The 22,275-nt window shown below is 72.0% G+C and carries 21 protein-coding genes and 1 pseudogene; 5 read left to right on the plus strand and 17 right to left on the minus strand.

Annotated features, from left to right (window positions below):
* Positions 1–11: 11 nt before the first annotated feature.
* The 11 genes from OHA89_RS07600 to OHA89_RS07650 all read right to left on the minus strand — a co-directional run bounded on the left by OHA89_RS07600 (position 12) and on the right by OHA89_RS07650 (position 11,962).
* Complete coding sequence (locus OHA89_RS07600) at positions 12–1,112, minus strand: polyprenyl synthetase family protein (RefSeq protein WP_406365737.1); 1,101 nt, start codon at positions 1,110–1,112, stop codon at positions 12–14.
* Positions 1,113–1,162: 50 nt separating this feature from the next.
* Positions 1,163–2,542 (minus strand): hydroxysqualene dehydroxylase HpnE, encoded by a 1,380-nt coding sequence (gene hpnE / locus OHA89_RS07605; protein ID WP_266613735.1) that lies wholly within the window; start codon positions 2,540–2,542, stop codon positions 1,163–1,165.
* Positions 2,543–2,678: 136 nt separating this feature from the next.
* Complete coding sequence (gene hpnD / locus OHA89_RS07610) at positions 2,679–3,629, minus strand: presqualene diphosphate synthase HpnD (RefSeq protein WP_266613737.1); 951 nt, start codon at positions 3,627–3,629, stop codon at positions 2,679–2,681.
* A complete protein-coding gene (hpnC, locus tag OHA89_RS07615; RefSeq protein WP_266613739.1) occupies positions 3,626–4,555 on the minus strand; it encodes a squalene synthase HpnC in 930 nt (309 codons plus the stop codon). Before hpnC ends, hpnD begins: the two co-directional genes overlap by 4 nt.
* 373 nt (positions 4,556–4,928) lie before the next feature.
* Positions 4,929–5,711: an ABC transporter ATP-binding protein gene (locus OHA89_RS07620; protein ID WP_257553360.1), complete on the minus strand. Its 783-nt coding sequence runs from the start codon at positions 5,709–5,711 to the stop codon at positions 4,929–4,931.
* Positions 5,704–6,633 carry an ABC transporter permease gene (locus tag OHA89_RS07625; RefSeq protein WP_257553361.1) on the minus strand — a complete coding sequence of 310 codons (930 nt, stop codon included), beginning with the start codon at positions 6,631–6,633 and terminating at the stop codon, positions 5,704–5,706. The genes OHA89_RS07620 and OHA89_RS07625 overlap by 8 nt, the downstream gene beginning before the upstream one ends.
* Before the next feature lie 93 nt (positions 6,634–6,726).
* A complete protein-coding gene (locus tag OHA89_RS07630; protein ID WP_257559271.1) occupies positions 6,727–7,599 on the minus strand; it encodes a glycosyltransferase family 2 protein in 873 nt (290 codons plus the stop codon).
* Positions 7,600–7,622: 23 nt separating this feature from the next.
* On the minus strand, positions 7,623–8,402 hold the full coding sequence (locus OHA89_RS07635; protein WP_215144438.1) for a CDP-alcohol phosphatidyltransferase family protein: 780 nt from the start codon (positions 8,400–8,402) through the stop codon (positions 7,623–7,625).
* The gene (locus OHA89_RS07640) at positions 8,380–9,441 is read right to left on the minus strand and encodes an iron-containing alcohol dehydrogenase family protein (RefSeq protein WP_215144436.1); all 1,062 of its coding nucleotides are present in this window, start codon (positions 9,439–9,441) and stop codon (positions 8,380–8,382) included. Before OHA89_RS07640 ends, OHA89_RS07635 begins: the two co-directional genes overlap by 23 nt.
* The gene (locus OHA89_RS07645; RefSeq protein ID WP_215144434.1) at positions 9,429–10,181 is read right to left on the minus strand and encodes a sugar phosphate nucleotidyltransferase; all 753 of its coding nucleotides are present in this window, start codon (positions 10,179–10,181) and stop codon (positions 9,429–9,431) included. The genes OHA89_RS07640 and OHA89_RS07645 overlap by 13 nt, the downstream gene beginning before the upstream one ends.
* The gene (locus OHA89_RS07650) at positions 10,178–11,962 is read right to left on the minus strand and encodes a DUF5941 domain-containing protein (protein WP_406368440.1); all 1,785 of its coding nucleotides are present in this window, start codon (positions 11,960–11,962) and stop codon (positions 10,178–10,180) included. Before OHA89_RS07650 ends, OHA89_RS07645 begins: the two co-directional genes overlap by 4 nt.
* A gap of 384 nt (positions 11,963–12,346) precedes the next feature.
* Here OHA89_RS07650 and OHA89_RS07655 point away from each other — a divergent pair.
* Positions 12,347–13,234: pseudogene (locus OHA89_RS07655) on the plus strand (SAM-dependent methyltransferase); the annotation flags it as partial.
* 174 nt (positions 13,235–13,408) lie between these two features.
* Entirely contained in the window at positions 13,409–14,008 is a 600-nt protein-coding gene (idi, locus tag OHA89_RS07660; protein ID WP_215144461.1) for an isopentenyl-diphosphate Delta-isomerase, read from the plus strand.
* A gap of 39 nt (positions 14,009–14,047) precedes the next feature.
* Here idi and OHA89_RS07665 read toward each other — a convergent pair whose 3' ends face one another.
* Positions 14,048–14,590, minus strand: a complete 543-nt coding sequence (locus tag OHA89_RS07665) for an ATP-binding protein (protein WP_215144433.1) — start codon at positions 14,588–14,590, stop codon at positions 14,048–14,050.
* A gap of 210 nt (positions 14,591–14,800) precedes the next feature.
* Here OHA89_RS07665 and OHA89_RS07670 point away from each other — a divergent pair, with 210 nt between their 5' ends.
* Positions 14,801–15,559 carry an enoyl-CoA hydratase/isomerase family protein gene (locus tag OHA89_RS07670; protein WP_406365741.1) on the plus strand — a complete coding sequence of 253 codons (759 nt, stop codon included), beginning with the start codon at positions 14,801–14,803 and terminating at the stop codon, positions 15,557–15,559.
* Here the strand turns inward: OHA89_RS07670 and OHA89_RS07675 are convergent.
* Complete coding sequence (locus tag OHA89_RS07675; protein ID WP_215144428.1) at positions 15,546–16,172, minus strand: DJ-1/PfpI family protein; 627 nt, start codon at positions 16,170–16,172, stop codon at positions 15,546–15,548. The genes OHA89_RS07670 and OHA89_RS07675 overlap by 14 nt on opposite strands.
* Positions 16,173–16,249: 77 nt before the next feature.
* Complete coding sequence (locus tag OHA89_RS07680; RefSeq protein WP_266613747.1) at positions 16,250–17,206, minus strand: GlxA family transcriptional regulator; 957 nt, start codon at positions 17,204–17,206, stop codon at positions 16,250–16,252.
* Between the two features lie 103 nt (positions 17,207–17,309).
* Here OHA89_RS07680 and OHA89_RS07685 point away from each other — a divergent pair, with 103 nt between their 5' ends.
* Both OHA89_RS07685 and OHA89_RS07690 read left to right on the plus strand, forming a co-directional pair.
* Positions 17,310–18,947: an ABC-F family ATP-binding cassette domain-containing protein gene (locus OHA89_RS07685; protein ID WP_215144424.1), complete on the plus strand. Its 1,638-nt coding sequence runs from the start codon at positions 17,310–17,312 to the stop codon at positions 18,945–18,947.
* 332 nt (positions 18,948–19,279) lie between these two features.
* Positions 19,280–19,531, plus strand: a complete 252-nt coding sequence (locus OHA89_RS07690; RefSeq protein ID WP_406365743.1) for a hypothetical protein — start codon at positions 19,280–19,282, stop codon at positions 19,529–19,531.
* A 69-nt stretch (positions 19,532–19,600) separates the two neighbouring features.
* Here the strand turns inward: OHA89_RS07690 and OHA89_RS07695 are convergent, their stop codons facing one another.
* Genes OHA89_RS07695 through OHA89_RS07705 form a run of 3 tightly spaced genes read right to left on the minus strand, consistent with a single transcriptional unit; the run spans position 19,601 to position 22,045 of the window.
* Complete coding sequence (locus OHA89_RS07695; RefSeq protein WP_406365744.1) at positions 19,601–20,386, minus strand: SDR family NAD(P)-dependent oxidoreductase; 786 nt, start codon at positions 20,384–20,386, stop codon at positions 19,601–19,603.
* Positions 20,383–21,555, minus strand: a complete 1,173-nt coding sequence (locus tag OHA89_RS07700; RefSeq protein WP_266613752.1) for an MAB_1171c family putative transporter — start codon at positions 21,553–21,555, stop codon at positions 20,383–20,385. The genes OHA89_RS07695 and OHA89_RS07700 overlap by 4 nt, the downstream gene beginning before the upstream one ends.
* On the minus strand, positions 21,545–22,045 hold the full coding sequence (locus OHA89_RS07705; protein ID WP_215144416.1) for a hypothetical protein: 501 nt from the start codon (positions 22,043–22,045) through the stop codon (positions 21,545–21,547). Before OHA89_RS07705 ends, OHA89_RS07700 begins: the two co-directional genes overlap by 11 nt.
* Positions 22,046–22,275 lie beyond the last annotated feature (230 nt).

Below are 22,275 nucleotides of genomic sequence, written 5' to 3' on the forward strand. Positions count from 1 at the left end.
CCGGGCGGCGTTCACCTCTTGCGGACGACGACGAAGTCGGCGAGGGCCACCAGCTGGTCGCGCACCCGCTGGGGCATGTCGACGTCGTCCAGTGCCTTGATCGCCACCGCGTGCTGGCGGCGCGCCTCGTCGGCGGTCCACTGGCGTCCGCCGGCCGCCTCGATGAGCGCCGCGCGGGCTGCGAACTCCTCCTCCGAGAAGTTCTCGAAGTCGTTGCTCTTGGCGTCGGCGGCGAGCAGCTGGGCGAGTTCCTCACTGGCGGGCCCGTCGGCCGCGAGGGCGGCGACCACCGGCAGGGACTTCTTGCGCTGGCGCAGGTCGCTCCAGGTCTGCTTGCCGGTGGACTCCGGGTCGCCCCAGATGCCGAGCAGGTCGTCCACGGCCTGGAAGGCGAGGCCCAGGTGGTAGCCGTACTCCTCGAGCTTGTCGGCCGTACGGTCGTCCGCGCCGCCGAGGACGGCGCCGATGGAGACCGCGCAGGCGAGCAGGGCGCCCGTCTTGTTGCCCTCCATCTCCAGGCACTCCTCGACGCTGACGCGCTCGCGGTGCTCGTAGGAGATGTCCTGGGCCTGGCCGTCGATGAGCCCCCGGCTGGCGGTGGTCAGGCGGCGGGCCGCGCGGGCCGCCTCGACGGTGCCGAGCTCCAGCAGCACCTCGTAGGCGAGGGCGAAGAGCGCGTCGCCGACCAGGATCGCCAGGGCGGGGCCGTGCACCTTCCACACCGTGTCGCGGTGGCGGCGCTGCTCGTCGCCGTCCATCAGGTCGTCGTGCAGCAGCGAGAAGTTGTGGACGAGCTCGACCGCGACGGCGCCGGGGATGCCGACCTCGGCCGCGGCGCCCGCGGCCTCGGCGGAGAGCAGCGCGAGGGCGGGCCGGACGGCCTTGCCGCCGTCGCCGTCCGCGGGGTTGCCCTGGGCGTCGATCCAGCCGAAGTGGTAGGCGGCGACGGTGTCCATGGGCGCGGCGAGCCGGTCCACGACGGCGCGGAGCGCGGGCGTCGACAGCGTGCGGCCCCGGTCCAGGAGGGCGAGCGTGTCGGCCTTCTCCACTCCCCCGCCGGCTGCGCCCACACTGGCATCCGTGTTCTCGACAGCCGGATTCCCCGGGTTCACTGGCTCTCCTCTGGTTCCTGTACGGGCTGTGCTGGTCGTGCTGGTCGTCGTCATGCCGCCTCCTGCAGAGGGTGTTCGCGGGGGCGGCCGAGGGCGGCGAGTGCGGCGTGCGCCGCGCTCAGTCCGCTCCGGACGGCGCTCTCCATGGTCGCGGGCCAACCGGTGGCAGTCCACGCACCGGCCAGATACAGCCCCGGCGTGTCGGTCCGCGCCCCGGGGCGCAGCCGGCCGACGCCGGGTGTGGGGGCGAAGGTGGCCGTCCGCTCCCGGGTGACGAAGAAGTCCCGTACCTTGGCGCCGCGCGCGGCGGGCAGCAACCGCTCCAGCTCGGGCAGGTACTTGGCGCGCAGGACGGACACGGGCTCGTCGATGTCGTCCTGGGCGACGGACTGGGACAGGGCCAGGTACTGGCCGCCGTCGGGGAGCCCGGAGGAGTCGGTGCGGTCGAAAACCCACTGCACCGGGGAGCCGAGCGCCGCGAAGAAGGGCCGCTTGAGCACCTGCCGGTCGTACACGACGTGGACGTTGAGGATCGGCGCGGTGCCGATGTCGAGCAGCTTGTCGGGGTCGGCGAGAGCTCCGGCCGGGAGCAGTCCGTGCGCCTCGCGCTGCGGGACGGCCAGGACGACGGTGGCGGCGTCCAGGGACTCGTTCTCGGTGTCGACCCGCCAGTTCCCTTCGGCGGTACGGGAGATGTCGGTGACCCGGGTGCGCAGTTCGGTCCGTACGCCGGCCGCGTCGAGCGCCTTGCGGGCGAGCGTGTCGTGCAGGTCACCGAGCGGTACGCGGGCCCAGCCGATGTCGGCGGCGCCGTTCTCGGAGAGCAGGCCGGTCTTGAAGACCATGGCGGCCAGGCCGAGGGAGGAGTGCTCGGCGGTGGCGTTGAGGGTCGCGATGCCGACGAGGTCCCACAGGGCCTCGATGGTCCGGGGGGACTGGCCGTAGCGGCCGAGCCAGGTGGCGAAGTCCAGGCCGTCCAGCGCCGGGTCGGCGGGGTCGAGGCGGCGCAGCGCGAGGGCAGCGCGGCCGACGCTCGCGCGTTCGGCGAGGGACAGGTGCGGGTAGCGGGCCAGCGATCCGGCCAGGTGCAGGGGCACGGGCAGGGCGCTGCGGCGCAGCCGGCCGAGGCGCGGTCCCTTGGGGTGGGCGACGTCGAGTACGGGTACGTCGAGCCGGTCCTGGAGGGGCGCGAGGGCGGCGCCGTCGACGCGGTCGAGGAACCACCGGTAGGCGGTGCAGCAGCGCAGGTAGACGTGCTGGCCGTTGTCCACGGTGAGCTCGCCGCGCTTGAACGAGAACGCGAGCCCGCCGAGCCGCGGGCGGCCTTCGAGGAGGGTGACCCGCAGTCCCGCGTCGGCGAGTTCGAGGGCGGTCGTGACGCCGGCGAGGCCGCCGCCGACGACGACGGCGTGCTGGTCGCTGCCGGTCATGAGCCCTCCCCGGTGTTGGCGTGCCCGGCCGGGCACGCGGCTGCCGAGCCCTCCGGGAGAGACGCGGCCGCCCACTCGGGGGTTGCCTGCCCCGGAGCCGCGGCGGTCGTCGTCATCGTCGTCGTCCTCGAGGGCATCAGGTACGCCTCCGGGTGCTCTGCCGGGAGATGGTCCGCGCGTCGAGGCCGGAGAGGCCGCGCACGGCGACGTACGCCTTCTCGTGCGGCGGCAGCGAGACGCGGCCGCGCAGGACCGCCTCCGGCTCCCGCTCGATGCGGTCGAGGAGGCGCCGGTAGATGCCGGCCATGGCGGCCACGCAGGCGCCGCTGCGCCGGTCGAGCATCGGCAGCAGCCGGTAGCCCTCGGCGAACAGCGCCCGGGCGCGCCGCACTTCGTGGTGCACGAGCCCGGCGAAGTCGGCGCCCTCGGGGGCCCGGTCGCCTTGGAAGCCCTCGGAGCAGCCGAACTTGGCGAGGTCCTCGGCGGGCAGGTAGGTGCGCCCGTTGGCGGCGTCCTCGCGAACGTCCCGGAGGATGTTGGTGAGTTGCAGGGCCAGACCGAGCGTGTCGGCGTACTCGGCGGCGCGCCCGGAGTCGGGGACTCCCGGTGCGGTGCCGAACACGCCGAGCGAGAGCCGCCCGATGGCCCCGGCCACGCAGCGGCAGTAGGCCTTGAGGTCGTCCCAGGTCTCGTACGTCTCGCCGCGCACGTCCATCAGGACGCCGTCGATGAGTTCGTCGAGGCCGCCGAGCGGGATCGGGAACCGGCGCGCTGCGTGCGCGAGGGCGACGGCGACCGGGTCGGTGTCGTCCTCGTCGATCTCCTCGGCGCGGATCCGCCCGAGCAGGGCGCGGGTCTCCTCCAGCCGGGCCAGCTTCGCCTCGGGCGCCAGCGTGCCGTCGCCGATGTCGTCGACCCGCCGGGAGAAGGCATACAGCGCGGACATCGCCTGCCGCTTGTCGGTGGGCAGCAGCCGGATGCCGTACGCGAAGTTGCGCGCCTGCGATCCGGTGACGGCCTCGCAGTAGCCGTACGCAGCCTGGACCGGCGCGGACACGTGTGTGGGGCCCTCCACGGTCGGGCTCACCCCTTTCTCGGCGCAGTGCGCAGGACGGCGGCCACCTCGCGGATCAAGCCGCTCTTGGTGGGCTTGGGCGGGCCGGGAAGTACGTCGAAGCCGGCGGCGGTGACGGCTCTCAGGGCGGCCCGCCCCCCTCCCACGAAGCCCGCGAGCAGCAGCCGGAGTCTGCCGTGCACGCTACCCACGAGGGGGGTGCCTTCATTCAGCAGCTCCCGCGTGCGTTCGGTTTCGTATGCGATCAGGGCGCGTACGGACGCGCCGGCGGACGGGGCCTTGAGGTCGGTCTCCGCCACGTGGAAGCGCCGCATGTCCTCGGCGGGCAGGTAGATCCGGTCCCGGCCGAGGTCCTCGGTGACGTCCTGGAGGTGTTCGGCGATCTGCAGGGCCGTGCAGACCGCGTCGGAGCGGCGGATCCGCTCGGGGGTGGCGGTGCCGGTGAGGGCGAGCACGAGGCGGCCCACGGGGTTGGCGGAGAGCTCGCAGTAGCCGAGGAGGTCCCCGTACGTCTCGTAGCGCGCGACCCGCTGGTCCTGGCGGTTGGCCTCGATGAGCCCGAGGAACGGCTCGGGGGTGAGCTGGTGGGCGCGCACGACGGGCTGGAGGGCCTGCATCAGCGGGTGGCGCGGCGGACCGTCGGTACCGCCGAAAACGCGCCACAGATCGGCCTCGAAGGCGTCGAGCATGGCGAGCGGGTCGTCCACCGCGGCGGGTTCGAGGCCGAGGAGCACGGCGTCGCGTCCGCCGGGGGCCAGGTCGCCGTCGCCGATGTCGTCGACGAGGCGGGCGTACCCGTAGACCGCCATCAGTCCGTCCCGCCAGGCGCGGGGCAGGAACGCGGGGGCGACGGGGAAGTTCTCCGTCGCGGCCTTGCCGAGGGTGGCGCGCGCGTGGACCGTGTCGGACAGGGGCCGGATGCCGTCCCCCGCGGTCACCGCCCGCCGCCTGGGGCGGGGACGGCCGTCAAGCCTGGGGGCCGGAGAATTCCCATAGCCATTGCCGTCACGTCTCCCGTTCTACACTGCTGACCTAATACATCCTATTTCGGACACGCCGCCCGGGTTTCCCCGGGGTGCGCCAGGCCGTTCACCTGCGGGGAATCGTCCCCTCTTGCCGCGATTCAGGACTGCTTCAGCTTACGCTGTACAACGCCTTGAAGACCTCTGGGGTATTCACCGCGCCACCGAATGTCGCCGCCGAATGTCACCACCCGATAGCGCCGGGAATTGCCGCGACACGCCGAGGCCCCCGCCGCGCTGAGCGGCGGGGGCCTCGCGGGGTCCGGCCGGGGGCGGCCGGCTCCCGTGGTCAGCCGTTGGACGCCTTCTCGTAGGCCGAGACGACTTCCTCCGTGGGCCCGTCCATCAGGAGCTCGCCCTTTTCCAGCCACAGCACCCGGTCACAGGTGTCGCGGATGGACTTGTTGTTGTGGCTCACCAGGAACACGGTGCCGGCCTTCTCCCGCAGTTCGCGGATGCGGTTCTCGGAACGCACCTGGAAACTGCGGTCACCGGTGGCCAGGGCCTCGTCGATCATCAGGACGTCGTGGTCCTTGGCCGCAGCGATGGAGAAGCGCAGGCGCGCCGCCATGCCGGAGGAGTAGGTGCGCATCGGCAGGGAGATGAAGTCGCCCTTCTCGTTGATTCCCGAGAAGTCGACGATGCCCTGGTAGCGCTCCTTGATCTGCTCGCGGCTCATGCCCATCGCGAGACCGCCGAGGACGATGTTGCGCTCGCCGGTCAGGTCGTTCATCAGCGCCGCGTTCACGCCGAGCAGCGAGGGCTGGCCGTCGGTGTAGACCTTGCCCTCCTCGCAGGGCAGGAGGCCGGCGATGGCGCGCAGCAGGGTCGACTTGCCGGAGCCGTTGGAGCCGATGAGGCCGATGGCCTCGCCCCGGTACGCGGTGAAGGAGACCCCGCGGACGGCGTGGACCCGGCGGACGCCCGGCGCGTCGCCCTTCTTCCGGCGGACCATCTTGCTGAGCGCGGCGGTGGCCGCTCCCTTGCCGGCGCTGCCGGTATTGACGCGGTAGACGATGTGGACGCCGTCCGCGATCACTGTGGGGACACGCCCCTGGGTACTGTCAGCCACGGCCGTAACGCTCCTCAGCCTTCCAGAAGTAAACGAATCCGCCGAGGCCGATCACTGCGGCCCAGCCCACGGCGAACAGCCAGACGTGCGGAGGCAGGTTGCTGCTGCCGTAGTCGTCGACCAGCGCGAACCGCATGAGGTCCATGTAGATCGCCACCGGGTTCCACAGCAGCAAGTCACTGATCCACTCCGGCTGGTCGTCGAGGTAGATCCCGATCGGGAACATGACACCGGAGGCGTACATCCAGGTGCGCATCACGAACGGCATCAGCTGCGCCAGGTCGGGGGTCTTGGAACCCATCCGCGCGAAGATCATGGCGAGGCCGGTGTTGAAGACGAACTGGAGCGCCAGCGTCGGGATCACGAGCAGCCAGGCGAGCCGCGGGTAGTTGCCGAAGCAGATGGCGATCACGAAGACGACGATCATCGAGTACAGCAGCTGCTGGAGCTGTTGCAGCGAGAAGGACACCGGCAGGGCGGCGCGCGGGAAGTGCAGCGCCCGCACCAGGCCGAGGTTTCCGGAGATCGCCCGGACACCCGCCATCACCGAGCTCTGGGTGAAGGTGAAGACGAAGATGCCGATCACCAGGAACGGGATGTAGACGTCCTTGGGCATCTCCCGGCCCGCGCCGAGGATCACGCCGAAGATCAGCCAGTAGACGGCCGCGTTGAGCAGGGGGGTCGCCACCTGCCAGACCTGGCCGAGCTTCGCCTGGCTGTACTGGGCGACCAGCTTGGCCCGGGAGAAGGCCATGACGAAGTGACGCCGGCCCCAGAGCTGCCGCACGTACTCGCCCAGGCCGGGCCGTGCGCCGCTCACGGAGAGGCCGTACTTCCTGGCGAGCTCCGCGGAACTCAGCCCCGCGTCTTCGGACGGCGGCCTGCTCGTGGCGAGGGCGCCGTCGTGGGTTGTGTCACTCACAAGTTGAAACTTTCGTCTTCAAGATGCGGCAGGGGGGCATCAGGCTGGTGGCGCGAAGCCCGTGATCGCGCCATGTTCCCAGACGCGGGCTCGTCAGATGACAGGAGGTCGGCCCAGTCGGGTCAACCGCCAGACCGTACGCCATCTCATGGGACGACGGGGACCGCAGGGAGTGGTCCACCCCTCCCTGAAACCGCCGAACCAGGCCTTCAGCGCGGGTACCGACGGCCTGCGCAGGAGCGTCAGCAGGAGCCAGACGCCCAGGTAGACCGGGACCAGCGGAGCGGGCAGGTTGCGGCGGGCGAGCCACACCCGGTTACGGGCCACCATACGGTGGTAGACCGCGTGCCGGGAGGGGGCAGTGGTCGGGTGCAGCAGCACCATGTCCGCTCGGTAGTCGATCAGCCACCCGGCGTCGAGCGCCCGCCAGGCCAGGTCGGTCTCCTCGTGCGCGTAGAAGAAGTCCCCCGGCAGCGGCCCGACCTGCTCGAACACCCGCGTGCGGACGGCGTTCGCGCCGCCCAGGAAGGTGGTCACGCGGGAGGAGCGCATCGGGTCGGAGGCGCGCAGCCGCGGCACGTGCCGGCGCTGGGTCTCACCGGTCTCCGGATCGGCGATCCGGAAGCTGACGATCCCGAGCCCCGGGTCCTCCGCGAAGGCCTGCCGGCACAGCTCGGCGGTGTCGGTGCGCTCCAGCAGGCCGTCGTCGTCCAGGAACAGCAGGGCGTCGACCTCGCTGCCACCGGGCCCGAAGGCCTCGATGCCGACGTTGCGCCCGCCGGGGATGCCCAGGTTCTCGGGCAGCTCGACGGTACGGACGCCTTCGGGGAGGCCGCTGAGCCGCACGCCCTGACCCACCACGACCACCTCGACGGGGTCGCCGTCCTGGCGGGCGACCGAGTCGAGGAGCGCCTTGAGCTCGTCGGGCCGGTTGCCCATGGTGATGATCACGGCGCCCAGCCGCATCGGGGCGGTAGCGCTGTCCGCCGTCATCGCAGCCTGCTGGAGGCGAGGACCGAGACCAGGTGCAGCACCGTCTGCAGCAGCGCGATGCCGGCGAGCACGGCGACACCCAGCCGCGAGAAGAACAGGTCGCCGTGGATCTGGTCCAGGACGGCCAGCACCAGGATGAGCAGCGAGGCCTCGATGCCGAGGACCAGGCGGTGGAACTTCAGCGCGGCGGCGGCCCGGCGGGCCAGCGCCATGCCGGACGAGCGCGGCTCGGCCGCCTCTTCCTTGACCGGCTCCTTGCCGACCTGGTGCCGGGCGACGCCGACCAGGTCGGTCTCCGCCTTGATCAGGATCGCGCCGAGCGCCGCGAGGGTGCCCAGGAAGGCCCACAGCCAGTCGATCTGCCCGCCGCCCCACAGGTCCGCGGCGCGCAGGCCGAAGCCGACCAGGACCGCCGCGTCGCACAGGTACGCGCCGACGCGGTCCAGGTAGACGCCGGAGAGCGAGAACTGCTTCTTCCAGCGGGCGACCTCGCCGTCGACGCAGTCGAGCAGCAGGTACAGCTGGACCGCCAGCACGCCGAGGACGGCGCCCCAGATGCCCGGCACCAGCAGCGCCGGGGCGGCCAGGACACCGGCGAGGGTCATCACGTAGGTCAGCTGGTTCGGCGTGACCCTGGTGGTGACCAGGTAGCGGGTGATGCGCAGGGAGATCTCGCGCATGTACAGGCGCCCGCCCCAGTGCTCGCCGCTGCGCCGGTCCTTCACGCCCGCCGGGTGAACGACGGGCCGGAGTTCAGCTACGGATGGTCTTGGCATAGTCGGCGTAAGCGTCCCTGATCTCGGCGGCGGACAGGTTGAGGTGCTCCAGGATCGTGAAGCGTCCCGGGCGGGTCTGCGGGGCGTACTCGACGGCCGTGACGAACTCGTCGATGCTGAAGCCGATCTCCTCCGGGGTCACCGGCAGGCCGTGCCGGCGCAGTACCTCGATGAAGAGGCCGGACTTCTCGTCGGCCCCGCGCAGGTGCATCGCGAAGGCGGCGCCGATGCCGACCTGCTCGCCGTGGAGCGCGGAGCGCCCCGGGTAGAGCAGGTCGAAGGCGTGGCTGATCTCGTGGCAGGCGCCGGACGACGGGCGGGAGTCCCCGCTGATCGACATGGCGATGCCGGAGAGGACCAGCGCCTCGGAGAGCACGGTGAGGAACTCGTCGTCACCGCATCCGCCGGGGTGGCGCAGCACGGACTCGCCGGCGGTACGGGCCATGGCGGCGGCCAGGCCGTCGACGGGCTCGCCGGTGACCTTGTGCGAGAGCTCCCAGTCGGCGATCGCCGAGATGTTGGAGATCGCGTCGCCGATGCCGGCGCGGATGAACCGCACCGGGGCTTCCTTGATCACATCGAGGTCGATCACCATGGCGATCGGCGTGGGCACGCCGTAGGAACCGCGGCCGTTGTCGTTGTCCAGGATGGACACCGGCGAGCAGATGCCGTCGTGCGAGAGGTTGGTGGCGACGGCCACCATGGGCAGCCCGACCCGCGCCGCGGCGTACTTCGCCACGTCGATGATCTTGCCACCGCCCAGACCCACGACGGCGTCGTAGCGGCGGCCCTTTATGTCGTCGGCCAGCTTGACCGCGGAGTCGATGGTGCCGTCGACGACGGCGTACCAGTCGGCGTGCGGCAGCACGGGCTCGAGCTTTGCGCGCAGCGCGACGCCGGAGCCCCCGCTGATCGCGATCGCCAGCTTTCCGGACGCGGAGATCCGCTGGTCGGCCAGCAGGCCGGCCAGGTCGTCCATCGCTCCGCTGGCGATGTCGACGACGACGGGCGAGGGGATGAGCCTCGTCAGTACTGGCATGCGATCGTCCGGCCCTTGGCGAGGTCGTCGTGGTTGTCGATCTCGACCCACTTGACGTCGCCGATGGGGGCCACGTCGATGGTGAAGCCGTCGTTGACGAGCTGCTGGTAGCCGTCCTCGTAGTAGAGGTCGGGGTCGCGCTCGAAAGTGGTCTTCAGCGCGTCGGCCAGCTGCTCGGCGGCCTCGGCCTCGATGAGGGTGACGCCGATGTACTCGCCCGTCGCGTCGGCCGGGTCCATCAGCTTGGTGATCTTCCGGACGCCCTGACCGTCGGCGGTGACGACCTTCATCTCCTCGTCGGCCAGGCTCTTGACCGTGTCGAGGGCGAGGATGATCTTCTGCCCGTTGCCGCGGGCGGCGAGCAGGGTCTTCTCGACGGAGACCGGGTGGACGGTGTCGCCGTTGGCGAGGATCACGCCCTGCTTGAGGACGTCACGCGCGCACCACAGGGAGTAGGCGTTGTTCCACTCCTCGGCCTTGTCGTTGTCGATCAGCGTGATCTTGACGCCGTACTTGGCCTCGAGGGCCTCGCGGCGCTCGTAGACGGCCTCCTTGCGGTAGCCGACGACGATGGCGACCTCGGTGAGGCCGACCTCGGCGAAGTTGCCCAGGGTCAGGTCGAGAACCGTGATGCTCTCCTCGTCGCCCGCGGGACCGACGGGCACGAGGGCCTTGGGCAGGGTGTCGGTGTAGGGACGCAGACGGCGTCCGGCACCGGCAGCGAGTACAAGGCCGATCATGCTGGTTCTCCTTCGTCATGTACGGCGGGTGCTCCGGAGGAGACCCAGAAGCGGATGCTCTCCACGAGCACCACGAGTGCCACGAACACGGCCATGGCCGTGAGCGCGACGGGGAAGTCCGTTGCGCGCGTCGCGAGGACGGCGGCCAGCACCGTGGTCAGCAGGACCCGGCCCTCGTGGCCGCCGATCGTCCGCACCAGCCAGTGCGGGGGCGCGCCGGTGCCGCCACGAATGCGGTACACCGTGTCGTAGTGATGGTAGGCGACCGCCGCGATCAGGCCGAATGCCGCCGGAAGGGCCCCGGGGACGTCCGCCTTGGCGGCGAGCACCAGGACCGTGACGTACTCGGCGGCCCGGAACAGCGGCGGGATCAGCCAGTCCAGGGCGCCCTTGAGGGGGCGCGAGACGGCCTCGCCTGCGGCCACGGCGTAGAGCACGGCGACGGCGATCAGCGCCGGGTCGCCGTACGGGCGGCTCAGGGCGAAGCCGATGAGGGCGACGGCGCCGAAGGCGGCGATCCACACGGAGCTCGCGGCCGGCCCCCGGGCCCCCAGCAGGCGGCGCGGGAACTCGGCGAGCGGGCCGGAGTCGGTGAGGTCGTACAGGGCCTGCGCGGCCCGGTCGGTGCGGGTCGCCTTGCGGGTCAGGGAGCGCAGGACCCGACCGGCCGTGGTGTAGAGCGCGCCGAAGGCGCAGCCGATGAGCAGGGCGTAGAAGACGATCCGGGGGGTGGTGAAGGCGGTCAGCACCGCGATCATCGCCCAGCGCTCACCGATCGGCAGGATGATCATGCGGCGGACCCAGACCGTCCAGCCGACGCTGTCGAGCCTGTCGGAAAGGGCGGCCGTGGGGCTCGTGTTTGCCGTCGCGTCGTGGTTGGCCTCGTTGAAGGAGAAGTCCACGACGTGCCGGCAGGTCATGAGGATCATCGCGCCGAGCGCGAGCGCCCACACGTCGTCGCCGTTGCGGGCGGCGCCGAGCGCGAGGCCCGCGTAGAAGGCGTACTCCTTGGCACGGTCGAAGGTCGCGTCGAGCCAGGCGCCCATCGTCGAGTACTGGAGCGAGTAGCGGGCCAGCTGCCCGTCGGTGCAGTCCAGGACGAAGGAGAAGAGGAGCAGCACCCCGGCCGCGACGTAGCCCCAGCGCTCGCCGGTGGCGGCGCAGCCGGCCGCGATCAGCGCGGTGATCAGCGAGGCGGTGGTGACCTGGTTCGGGGTCAGGCCGCGGCGCGCGCACCAGCGGGCGATGTAGCGCGAGTACGGGCTGATGCAGAAGGTGGTGAAGAAGCCGTCGCGGGACTTCACGGCGGTCCGCAGGCGTACCGCCTCGTCGTCGACGGCGGCGACCGCGGCGACGGCCGCGTCCCGGTCCGCCGAGGTGGCGGGGACGGCGGCGACGAGGGTGCCGAGCTCGGGGCGCTGGACGGCGGTCCCGGCGGCCTCGACCGCGGCTGCGAGCCGGTCGGCGTAGGGGTCCGGGCCGTCGCCCGGGGCGGCGGCGGCCTTGTCGAGCGCCTCGCGGGCGCCGGGCTGGACGGCGAGGGCTCCGGTGACCGCGCAGGCGTCGAAGCGCGGGTCGGTCAGCGCGAGGCGCAGCGCGTGCACGTGCCCGACGAAGGCGCTGTCCACGACGGCCACCCGCTGGTCGGCGGGTACGGCGGCCAGTGCGGCGGCGGCGTCCTGGGGACCGGCGGCGGGACGGACCTCGAAGCCGAGTGAGCGCAGCTCGTCAGCGAGCGGTGATCCGGGGACCGGCAGGCCGGTGAGGATGACGGTCGGCAGACGAACTCACTCCTTGTAACGAAGTCCGGACTGGCTCCGGACGGGCGCCTCATTGGGGCGGCGGCACGTCGGCAGAGGCTATCGGATGAATGGAAGCAGGGGTTCACCACCCGTTTACGCCCTGATAAGCCGAATATCCCCGGCCCCGGGCCGGGGCGTGATCATCATTGACGATCACGGTGCGGTACCACAAACGGCGCCGATGTTACGGTGGACACGCCCCTGATCGTGTCGAGTGGAAAGAGGTGGGTTGATGACCGTCGTAGTGGTCGCGGCCATGCGCAGCGAACTCCGGTGCATCCCCCATTTCTTCCGGGCATCCGGCCGGGCCTGATCATCCACTGACGGTCCCCGTCGGCCGGAGCCCCCGTTCAAGGGTTCACGTTGACCGACACCACTGACACCACCGGCACCACCGACACCGCCTTCATTGAGGCCTTCTTCACTCTGCACCGCGGCCTGCCCCGGCAGGCTCCCGGTTCCGACGCGAGCACCCGGCACCTGCTGTCCCTGTGCGGACCGCTGCCCGAGCGGCCGCGCGTCCTCGACCTGGGCTGCGGTCCGGGCCGCAGTGCCCTGCTGCTCGCCGCGGAGGCGGGCGGGCACGGCGCCGAGGTGACCGCCGTCGACCTCTACGCACCGTTCCTCGAGGAGCTCCGTACGACCGCCGGGGCCCGCGGGCTCGGCGACCGGGTCCGCACCGTCAGGGCGGACATGGGCGCACTGCCCGGCGGGGAGGGCGAGGAGTTCGCCGACGGCTCCTTCGATCTCGTCTGGGCGGAGGGTTCCGCCTATGTCATCGGCTTCGACACCGCGCTCGCGCGGTGGAGGCGGCTGCTCGCCCCCGGCGGCACCCTCGTGCTGACCGAGTGCCAGTGGACGGTCGCGGAGCCGTCCGCCGGCGCCCGCGCCTTCTGGGACAAGGAGTGCCCGCTGCGCTCCACCGCCGGCAACCTCGCGGCCGCCCAGGCCGCCGGGTACCGGGTGCTCGGCGTGCACCACCTGCCCGACTCGGACTGGGCCGAGTACTACGGCCCGCTCGCCGAGCGGGTCAGGACCCACCCCGGCGCCGGGGATCCGGCGACGGCGGCCGCGCTGGCCGCCACCCGCGAGGAGCTCCGCGTACGGGCCCGGCACGGACACGAGTACGGGTATACCGGCTACGTCCTGCGCCCGGTGACCGCCGGGGACGGCGGCGCCTGACCCTCCCGGCCGGAGACCCCGGCCGACGAGGCCGCCGTACGGGCCGTCAACCTGGCGGCGTCCGGGACCCCGCTGGATATCCGGCCCCGTTCGGGGTCTGACGCCGCGGGCGGAGTACGCGAAGTGATCTGCCCCTCGTCGCTTATCACGCGACGGGGGGCAGACATGCGCGGATCTCCGAAGTGCGGACAAGCCTCTTTTGTACGGCAGACTGAAGGCCGGAGTCCGAAGCGAAGGATGGGTATGCCGACCACACCAGCCACCGCCGCGAACAGCGCGACCAACGGCACCGGCGCTCAAGAGCCGATCATGCTCGAACTGGTCGACGAGTCCGGCAATACCATCGGCACGGCGGAGAAACTCTCCGCTCATCAGGCACCCGGGCAGTTGCACCGGGCGTTCTCCGTGTTCCTCTTCGACGAGCAGGGCCGTCTGCTGCTCCAGCAGCGGGCCCTCGGGAAGTACCACTCCCCCGGCGTCTGGTCGAACACCTGCTGCGGTCACCCCTACCCCGGGGAGTCGCCGTTCGCGGCCGCGGCCCGGCGGACCCACGAGGAGCTGGGGCTGTCCCCCTCACTGCTCGCGGAGGCGGGGACGGTCCGCTACAACCACCCGGACCCCGCGTCGGGTCTGGTGGAGCAGGAGTTCAACCACCTTTTCGTGGGACTCGCGCAGGCGACCGTGCGGCCGGATCCGGAGGAGGTCGGGGACACCGCCTTCGTCACCGCCGAGGAGCTGGCGAAGCGGCACGCCGCAGTGCCGTTCTCTGCCTGGTTCATGACCGTTCTGGACGCGGCGCGGCCCGCGATCCGCGAGCTGACCGGTGACGCCGCGGGCTGGTAGCCCTTCCCCGGCCAGCGCCGGGAGGGGTCCCCGCAATGGTCAGGCGACCGGAGCCGCGGGTGCGGTCGGCGCGGTGAGCGGCAGGGCCGCCCAGATGACCTTGCCGCCCGTCGAGGTGTGCTCGACGTCGCAGACCCCGCCGGCCTCCAGCGTGACCTCCCGCACCAGGAGCAGCCCCCGGCCGCCGGTCTGGCCGAAATCGGCCTCCAGTGCCTTGGGGCGGTACGGGTGGTTGTCCTCGACGGCCACCCGTACCCACTCGCGGCCGATCGCGACCTCGACGGCGACCTCCGGGGAGAGCAGGGCGGCGTGCCGGACCGAGTTCGTCACCAGTTCGGAGACGATCAGCAGCAGGGAGTACACGAGGTCCTGCTGGGCGGGCACCCCCTGGCGCCCGAGCAGGTCCCGGACGGCGCGGCGCGCCTGCGGAACGGATTCTTCTACGGCGGGAGCGGTGAACCTCCACACTCCCTCGTACGCGAGGGGGTCGGCGGGAGCCTCGGGCTCCGCCTCCCGGGCTGGCGGGACGTTCCCGCTGACATCCATCTTCCGTCCCCCGTCTTCGCGCTCGATCGTCTCCACACGCCTAGAGTGCGGAACAGCCTGGTCCGGGCCGCGCCGCTGACCATAAGTCAGCGTCATTCGGACACATTCTGACCAATGGCGTATGACAGAGTCAGTTGTTGGACTGTTCCTGATCTTCTGGGGTGGCCGCGCCGGTGTGGACCGGACCGGCCGGACCGGCCGGACCGGCCGGACCGACCGGTGACGCCCCGGGATAGCATCCGGCGCATGGACGCAGCCCGGGACGCAGCCCTCCTCCACACCGTCGCAGACGGGGTCGCCACCGTCGTCATCGCGCACCCCGCCAAGCGGAACGCCATGACGGCCGCGATGTGGCGGGCCCTGCCGGAGCTGCTGCCGGGGCTGGCCGCCGACCCGGCCGTGCGGGTGCTCGTCCTGACCGGGGCGGGCGCGACCTTCTGCGCGGGCGCGGACATCTCCTCGCTCACCGGGGACGAGGACCCGCAGGCACTCGCCGTGGCGGCCGAGGAGGCGCTGGCCGCCTTCCCCAAGCCGACGCTGGCGGCGATCCGCGGGTACTGCGTGGGCGGCGGGAGCCAGCTGGCGGCCGCCTGCGATCTGCGGTTCGCGGAGGAGGGGGCCTCGTTCGGGGTGACCCCGGCGAAGCTGGGCATCGTCTACCCGGCCTCCTCGACTCGGCGGCTGGCCCGGCTGGTCGGCCCGGCCGCCGCCAAGTACCTCCTGTTCTCCGCGGAGTTGATCGACGCGGACCGGGCACTGCGGACCGGCTTCCTGGACGAGCTGCTGCCGGCGGGCCAACTGGACAAGCGGGTGGGCGAGTTCGCGCGCGTGCTGGCCTCGCGGTCGCAGCTGACGCAGGCGGCGGCCAAGGAGTTCGCGGACGGGCGGACGGACCGGGACGGGCACTGGGCGGCGCAGGCGGCCGGAAGCGGCGACACCGCGGAGGGTGTCGCCGCGTTCCTGGAGCGCCGGGCGCCCGTCTTCCGCTGGCCTACAGCGGACTGACTGCCCGCAGTCGCGCGACGAGCTCGGCGGGGGCCTTGGCCGGGGAACCGGCGTCGTAGGGCGGCTGGGGGTCGTACTCGGTCATCAGCTGCACGGTCTGGGCGTACTCGTCACCGGCGATCCTGCCGAGCAGGGTGAGGCCCATGTCGATCCCGGCGGACACTCCGGCGGCGGTGACGTACTTCCCGTCGAACACCACCCGCTCCCCGGTCGGCTCGGCCCCGAAGCGCGGCAGCTGGTCCAGGAACAGCCAGTGACTGGTGGCCCGCCGTCCGTCGAGCAGCCCGGCGGCGGCGAGCAGCAGGGAGCCGGTGCAGACGGAGGTCGTCCAGGTGGTGGTGGCGTCGACGTCCCGCAGCCACTGAAGGACGACAGGGTTCTTCATCTCCAGCTCGGTGTGCGGTCCGCCGGGCACGATGACGATGTCCGGCCGGGTCACCTCGTGGAGCGCCTTGTCGGCGACGAGGGCGAGCGACCCGTTGTCGGTCCGCACGGGCCCGGGTCGCTCGGACACGAACACCGTCTCGGAGCCCTGGAGCCGGCCGAGCGTGTCGAAGGGCCCGATGGCGTCGAGGGCGGTGAAGCGGTCGTAGAGCAGTACGGCGATCTGCATGGCTCCTCCGGAGCGGTCGCGTGGTGCCGGTCCCCGGTCGGGGGCGGCAGGTCTGTACGGGGGTCTTTCGGCGGCGGTCAGGGTCCGAAGCGCCGGCGGTACTCGGCCGGGGGCTGGCCCAGGGTCCTGACGAAGGCACGGCGCAGGGCCTCCGGTGTGCCGTAGCCGCAGGCGCGGGATATCTGGGCGATGCCCTCCCGGCTGTCCTCCAGCAGCCGCCGCGCGTGCTCCACCCGCACGCGTTCGACGTACCGGCCGGGGGTGACCCCCGTCTCCGCCTGGAAGGCACGGGCGAAGTGGCGCGGCGAGAGGCGGGCCCGCGCGGCGAGGGCCTCGACGCTGAGGTCCCGGTCCGGGTGCTCCGAAATCCACTGCTGGACGTCCCGCAGCGGCTCCCGCCGCGCCGTCTGCGCCGCCAGCTGCGCGCTGAACTGCGCCTGGTTGCCGGGCCTGCGCAGGAACACCACCAGGTGCCGGGCGATCGTCAGCGCCACGTCCCGCCCGTGGTCCTCCTCCACCAGCGCGAGCGCGAGGTCGATCCCCGCCGTGACCCCGGCCGAGGTGGCGACCGGCCCGTCCCTTATGTAGATGGGGTCCGGCTCCACCGCCACGTCCGGGTAGTCCCTCGCCATCTGCTCGCACACGTACCAGTGCGTCGTCGCGCGCCGCCCGTCCAGCAGTCCCGCCTCGGCGAGCAGCAGCCCTCCCGTGCACACGGACACCAGCCGCTCCGCGCCTCCCCCGTGGGCGCGCAGCCAGTCGGTGAGCCGCGGCTCGAAGTCGGCCGTGTAGTGGCCGCCGGGCACGAGGAGCGTGGTCCCCCGCCCCGGCCGGGCGCCCTCCAGGTCCCCGTCCGGCATCAGCGTCAGTCCGCTGCTCGTACGGACCGGCGTACCGCCCGGGGACACGGTCCGGATCTCGTACGCCTTCCGCCCCGGGAACCGGGCCGCGGCGGCGAACACCTCCACCGGCCCGGTCACGTCAAGGCTCTGGACCCCGTCGTAGAGGACGACCAGCACGTTTCGCAACGACATGACCTCATGGTGTGATGCCGCACCCCATGGCCGCAATGACGCTCCTCCCACCTATCCGGCCATCGCCGGTGGCCCGCACCTGCCCGGATAGGATCGGCACATCATGACTGCAACCCTCGTCGCCAAGAAGCTCACCGCCGCCCACGGTGAGCGCACGCTGTTCGCCGATCTCGACCTCGTCGTCGCGCCCGGCGACGTCATCGGCCTCGTCGGCGTCAACGGCGCCGGGAAGTCCACCCTGCTGCGCCTGCTCGCCGGGCTGGACACCCCCGAGACCGGTGAGCTGCGGCTCTCCCCGCCCAGCGCCGCCGTCGGCCACCTCCCGCAGGAGCCGGAGCGCAGGCCCGCGGAGTCGGTACGGGAGTTCCTGGCCCGGCGTACGGGGGTGGCCACCGCGCAGGCGGAGCTGGACGAGGCGACGCAGGGCCTGGTGGACGGGACGCCGGGCGCGGACGACGCGTACGCGACCGCGCTGGACCAGTGGCTGAACCTCGGCGGCGCGGATCTCGACGAGCGGGCCGAGGAGGTCGCCGCCGAGCTCGGTCTCACGGTGGGTCTGGACCTGCCCATGACGGCGCTCTCCGGCGGCCAGGCGGCCCGCGCGGGCCTCGCCTCGCTGCTCCTCTCCCGTTACGACGTCTTCCTGCTGGACGAGCCCACCAACGACCTCGACCTGGACGGTCTGGAGCGGCTGGAACAGTTCGTCAAGGGGCTGCGCGCGGGCACGGTCGTGATCAGCCACGACCGCGAGTTCCTGACGCGGACCGTCACCAAGGTCCTCGAACTCGACCTGGCACAGCAGCAGATCAACCTCTACGGCGGCGGCTACGACGCCTACCTGGAGGAGCGCGAACGCGCCCGCGACCACGCCCGCGAGGAGTTCGAGGAGTACGCGGGCAAGAAGTCGGCCCTCGAGGGCCGGGCCCAGATGCAGCGCAACTGGATGGACAAGGGCGTACGCAACGCGCGCCGCAAGGCGAGCGACAACGACAAGATCGGCAAGAACCTGCGCGGCGAGTCCAGCGAGAAGCAGGCCGCCAAGGCCCGCCAGACGCAGCGGGCGATCGAGCGGCTGGACGTCGTCGACGAGCCCCGCAAGGAGTGGGAGCTGCGCATGGAGATCGCGGCGGCCCCGCGCTCCGGCTCGGTGGTGGCCACCCTGCGCGAAGCGGCCGTCAAGCGGGGCGACTTCACCTTCGGCCCGGCCAGCCTGCAGATCGACTGGGCGGACCGGGTGGCGATCACCGGGGCCAACGGCGCGGGCAAGTCCACGCTCTTGGCCGTCCTGCTCGGCCGGCTGGCGCCCGACTCCGGTTCCGCCACCCTCGGTTCCGGCGTCCTGATCGGCGAGGTGGACCAGGCCCGCGGCCTGTTCCTCGGCGACGAACCGCTGCTGGAGGCCTTCTGCGCGGCCGTCCCGGACACCGAGCCGGCCGAAGTCCGCACCCTGCTGGCCAAGTTCGGCCTCAAGGCGGCCCACGTCCTGCGCCCGGCGGCCACCCTCTCCCCGGGCGAGCGCACCCGCGCCGCCCTGGCCCTGCTCCAGGGCCGCGGGGTGAACCTGCTGGTCCTGGACGAGCCCACCAACCACCTCGATCTCCCGGCGATCGAGCAACTGGAGTCCGCGCTGGAGGCGTACGAGGGCACCCTCCTGCTGGTCACCCACGACCGCCGCATGCTGGACGCGGTCGCGGTGACCCGCCGCCTCCGGGTCGATGACGGCAAGGTCACCGAGCTCTAGGCCCTGTCGCCTTGACGACTCAAGGTCCTTGACGACTCAAGGTGCCGAGCGGCTCGTGCGCGAGTAGCCTTTATTGCTGAGAGCCGCAACCGCGGAGCACGCCCCCATGGCTGGAGTGCCGCGTCGGCGGGGGTTGAACCTCTGACGCGTGCTTGCTTTTGGGACACATGTGACCCATGTGGCGCCTGAGCCTTTTGTGGCCGGAACCGTGCTTCCGCATATCCCGCGGCCCTGTATCCGATCCGTGCTGCGCATTGTTCTTCTGCAGCCGCGGTTCCACCCCTTCACCCCTCGATGAGGTGCGAGGAGGTGGGAGGAAAGGGAAATTTCTCATGTTTGCACAGAGAGCGAAGCGCCTCTTCGTGGTCTCCGCTGCCGGTCTTCTGATGGCCGGCGGGGCCGCGCTCGGTACGGCGGGCACCGCCTCGGCGGCAGCCCCGGCCCAACACGTCAGCTACGTCGCCGGTGGCTGGGACGACGATGACGACTACGGCCACCACGGTGGTTGGGGCCACCACGGTGGTTGGGACGACGACGATGACGACTACGGCTACGGCGGTTACGGCCACGGCGACGACTGCTGATTCGCCCCCTTCGCAACAGGCCCTGCGCGGACCCGTCACCGGTCCGCGCATCGGGCTGCCGCGACAGCGTCAGCGCTCGTCCGGCCGGTCCGCCGGAGCGCGCCGGGTGCGGGCCATCCTGCGGGCCACGAAGGTGCGCGGGAGGTGGCGGGCGGCCAGGGCGTACGCCTGGTAGCGGCGGCCCGTGATGCTGAGCGGGCGGCGCAGGGCGAGGTCGCGCAGGGCCTGGTCGACCACGGCCCGCGGCTCGAGCCAGACCGCTTCGCGCAGGGCGCTGACGTCCATCCCGGCACGTTCCTGGAACTCGGTGCGGGTGAAGCCCGGGACCACCGCCAGGACCCGCACTCCGTAGGGCGCCATGTCCACCCGGAGGGACTCGCTGAACGCGGTGATCCAGGCCTTTGCCGCCCCGTAGGTGCCGGTCGGCAGCAGTCCGGCCACCGAGGAGACGTTGACCACCGCGCCCCGGCGGCGCTCGCGCAGGCCCGGCAGTACGGCGTGGGTGAGCCGCAGCGGGACCTTGACCAGCAGGTCGAGCATCCGCTCCTCGTCCTCGGCCGAGTTGTACGGGAACGGCGCGGGCAGCCCGAAGCCCGCGTTGTTGACCAGGATGTCCACGGGCCGGGTCCGGTCGGAGAGCCGCTCGGCGACCGCCGCGCAGTCCCCCGGGTCCAGCAGGTCGGCGGGCAGCACCTCGGCCACCGTGCCGAACTCCCGGCCGAGTTCCCGCGCGACCGTCTCCAGCCGGTCCTTGTCGCGGGCCACGAGGACCAGGTCGGCGCCCTTGGCCGCGAAGCCCCGGGCGAAGGCCGCGCCCAGTCCGGCGCTGGCCCCGGTGATCAGTACGGTGGTCAAGACGGCTTCACTTCCCGGGTGTACGCGTGGGCGACGTCGACGAGGAACCGGGCCTCTTCGGCCAGGTCCCCGCCCTCGGCCGAGGTCTGGATGGCGGCGGGCAGCTCCAGCCCGGCCGCCTCGCCCGGCCGCCCCGGCACTCCGGCGAGCTTCGCCTGCCGCGCCTCCTTCAGTACGGAGGCCAGCGCGGCCGCGGTGCGGCGCTGCTCGGGGACCCCGCTCCCGGCGACCCGGCCGCGGGCGTCCTCCAGGGCGCCCGGGGCGACGTACTCCCCCAGGATCAGGATCGCGTCGCGGGTCTCGATCACCTTGCGGTACACGAGCAGGTTGCGCGGGACCGGCGGCCACAGCAGCTCCACCATCCGCCCGGCCCGCGGTTTGTTCAGGGCCACGTGCGGGACGGCCTGGACCAGGTCGCGCCACAGCGGCCAGAGCCGCCAGGCGGTGGAGATGTCGGCGGCGGTCCGGCGGAAGGTGAACAGGGTCGGCACGAGGATGGCCGCCGCCCGCAGCAGGCCGTGCACGTTCATCAGCAGCGGCAGGGCGGGCATCGCCCACGTGCTGCCGAACAGGGCCTTGAGCAGGTACGCGAACCAGAACAGGCCGGCGAACGCGGTACCGAGGCCGAAGAGCCGCAGCCCGGCGGCCAGCCCCCGGCTCTCGGTGCGGCGGCTGTAGCGCCAGCACAGCGCCACGCAGACGGTGTTGGCTGCCACGTGTGCGGAGATCAGCACCAGCCAGTACGCGAGGGAGGGCACCGGGTCGCCGACCGGCGGCATGGTGTGCGTGCCGTGCCCGGGCGCCGCGACGTCCAGCGCGACGAGTGCGGTGAGCCACCCGATCGTGGCGGTCCAGGAGACGAACCGGAGCCGGCGGCCGCCCGCGGCGGCGGCCACGAAGTAGAGGACGGCGCCGGCGGAGAAGACGCCGATCAGATTGCGGACGAGGCCGATGGTGTGCGCGTAGCCGGCGCCGCGGCTCATCGCGTACGTGACGACGTCGGGGAGGTTCAGGGTCATCGCGCCGGCGGCGGTGGCCACGGCCAGCCACAGGCCGCGCTGCTGCGGGGAGCGCAGGGCCCCCGGGGCGCGGAGCAGGATCGCGATCCACAGGCACACCACGCTGGGAACGGCGAGCCAGTTCCCGAAGGCGGTCAGGTCAGCTGCCATCGTTCCCCCGCTCGTAACCCATGGCGGACTCGAGCCGGGCCAGGGTGCCACGGGCGCGGGCCGCCGACGGCGGTCCGGCGTTCGCCGTGCGGATGCGGATCATGCTGGCGAGCATCTCCGCCTCCTGCTCCTGCCGGGTGGTGTAGTTGGTGCGCCCGAGCACGACCGGGGCGCCGCCGTCGGCCTCCTCGCCCTCCAGCGAGTGGTGGCCGAAGAGGATGTGGCCGAGCTCGTGGAGCACGATGTGTTCCCGGTGGAGCGGGGTGGTCTGCGCCTCGTAGAAGACGTAGTCGACGCTGGCCGTGCCCACCCACAGTCCGCAAACGCCCGACTCCGCCGCCTCCTTGGGCAGCGGATGGAGTTTGATGGGGCGGCCCCGCTGCTCGGCTATGTGTCTGCACAGCGCGTCGAGGGAGAACGGATGGGTCAGATCCAGATGGCCGAGAATGTTCTCGCACCGTTTACGCAGGCTGAGTTGCCGGTGGGACATGTGATCCCTCTTCGGACCCTTTCTCGGGCAGCGTCGGTAGGCGTGTGCGGGCATGGGCATGGTGTCCTGTGCCTTCGAGGGCGGCCTCGGGGAATGCGGTCCTGAGGGGAAAAGCGGAAGCCCGTCCGCCAAGGTGACGAACGGGCGTTCCACCATGCCTACAGATCTTGTACGGGAGTTGGCAAGGCAGGTCCCCCGGAGGGGAACCTATTCGGCCATCGCGCACAAGA

It is taken from the genome of Streptomyces sp. NBC_01546 (assembly GCF_045208355.1).
Classification (GTDB): Bacteria; Actinomycetota; Actinomycetes; order Streptomycetales; family Streptomycetaceae; genus Streptomyces.

Coding starts and splice junctions, on each gene's coding strand:
- OHA89_RS07670 (WP_406365741.1), top strand. CDS start 14,801: ATGGACGCAGCCCGGGACGCAGCCCTCCTCCACACCGTCGCAGACGGG.
- OHA89_RS07635 (WP_215144438.1), bottom strand. CDS start 8,402: ATGCCAAGACCATCCGTAGCTGAACTCCGGCCCGTCGTTCACCCGGCG.
- OHA89_RS07700 (WP_266613752.1), bottom strand. CDS start 21,555: ATGGCAGCTGACCTGACCGCCTTCGGGAACTGGCTCGCCGTTCCCAGC.
- OHA89_RS07640 (WP_215144436.1), bottom strand. CDS start 9,441: ATGCCAGTACTGACGAGGCTCATCCCCTCGCCCGTCGTCGTCGACATC.
- OHA89_RS07680 (WP_266613747.1), bottom strand. CDS start 17,206: ATGTCGTTGCGAAACGTGCTGGTCGTCCTCTACGACGGGGTCCAGAGC.
- OHA89_RS07705 (WP_215144416.1), bottom strand. CDS start 22,045: ATGTCCCACCGGCAACTCAGCCTGCGTAAACGGTGCGAGAACATTCTC.
- OHA89_RS07630 (WP_257559271.1), bottom strand. CDS start 7,599: ATGCGGCTGGGCGCCGTGATCATCACCATGGGCAACCGGCCCGACGAG.
- OHA89_RS07690 (WP_406365743.1), top strand. CDS start 19,280: ATGTTTGCACAGAGAGCGAAGCGCCTCTTCGTGGTCTCCGCTGCCGGT.
- OHA89_RS07685 (WP_215144424.1), top strand. CDS start 17,310: ATGACTGCAACCCTCGTCGCCAAGAAGCTCACCGCCGCCCACGGTGAG.
- OHA89_RS07645 (WP_215144434.1), bottom strand. CDS start 10,181: ATGATCGGCCTTGTACTCGCTGCCGGTGCCGGACGCCGTCTGCGTCCC.
- idi (WP_215144461.1), top strand. CDS start 13,409: ATGCCGACCACACCAGCCACCGCCGCGAACAGCGCGACCAACGGCACC.
- hpnE (WP_266613735.1), bottom strand. CDS start 2,542: ATGACCGGCAGCGACCAGCACGCCGTCGTCGTCGGCGGCGGCCTCGCC.
- OHA89_RS07675 (WP_215144428.1), bottom strand. CDS start 16,172: ATGCAGATCGCCGTACTGCTCTACGACCGCTTCACCGCCCTCGACGCC.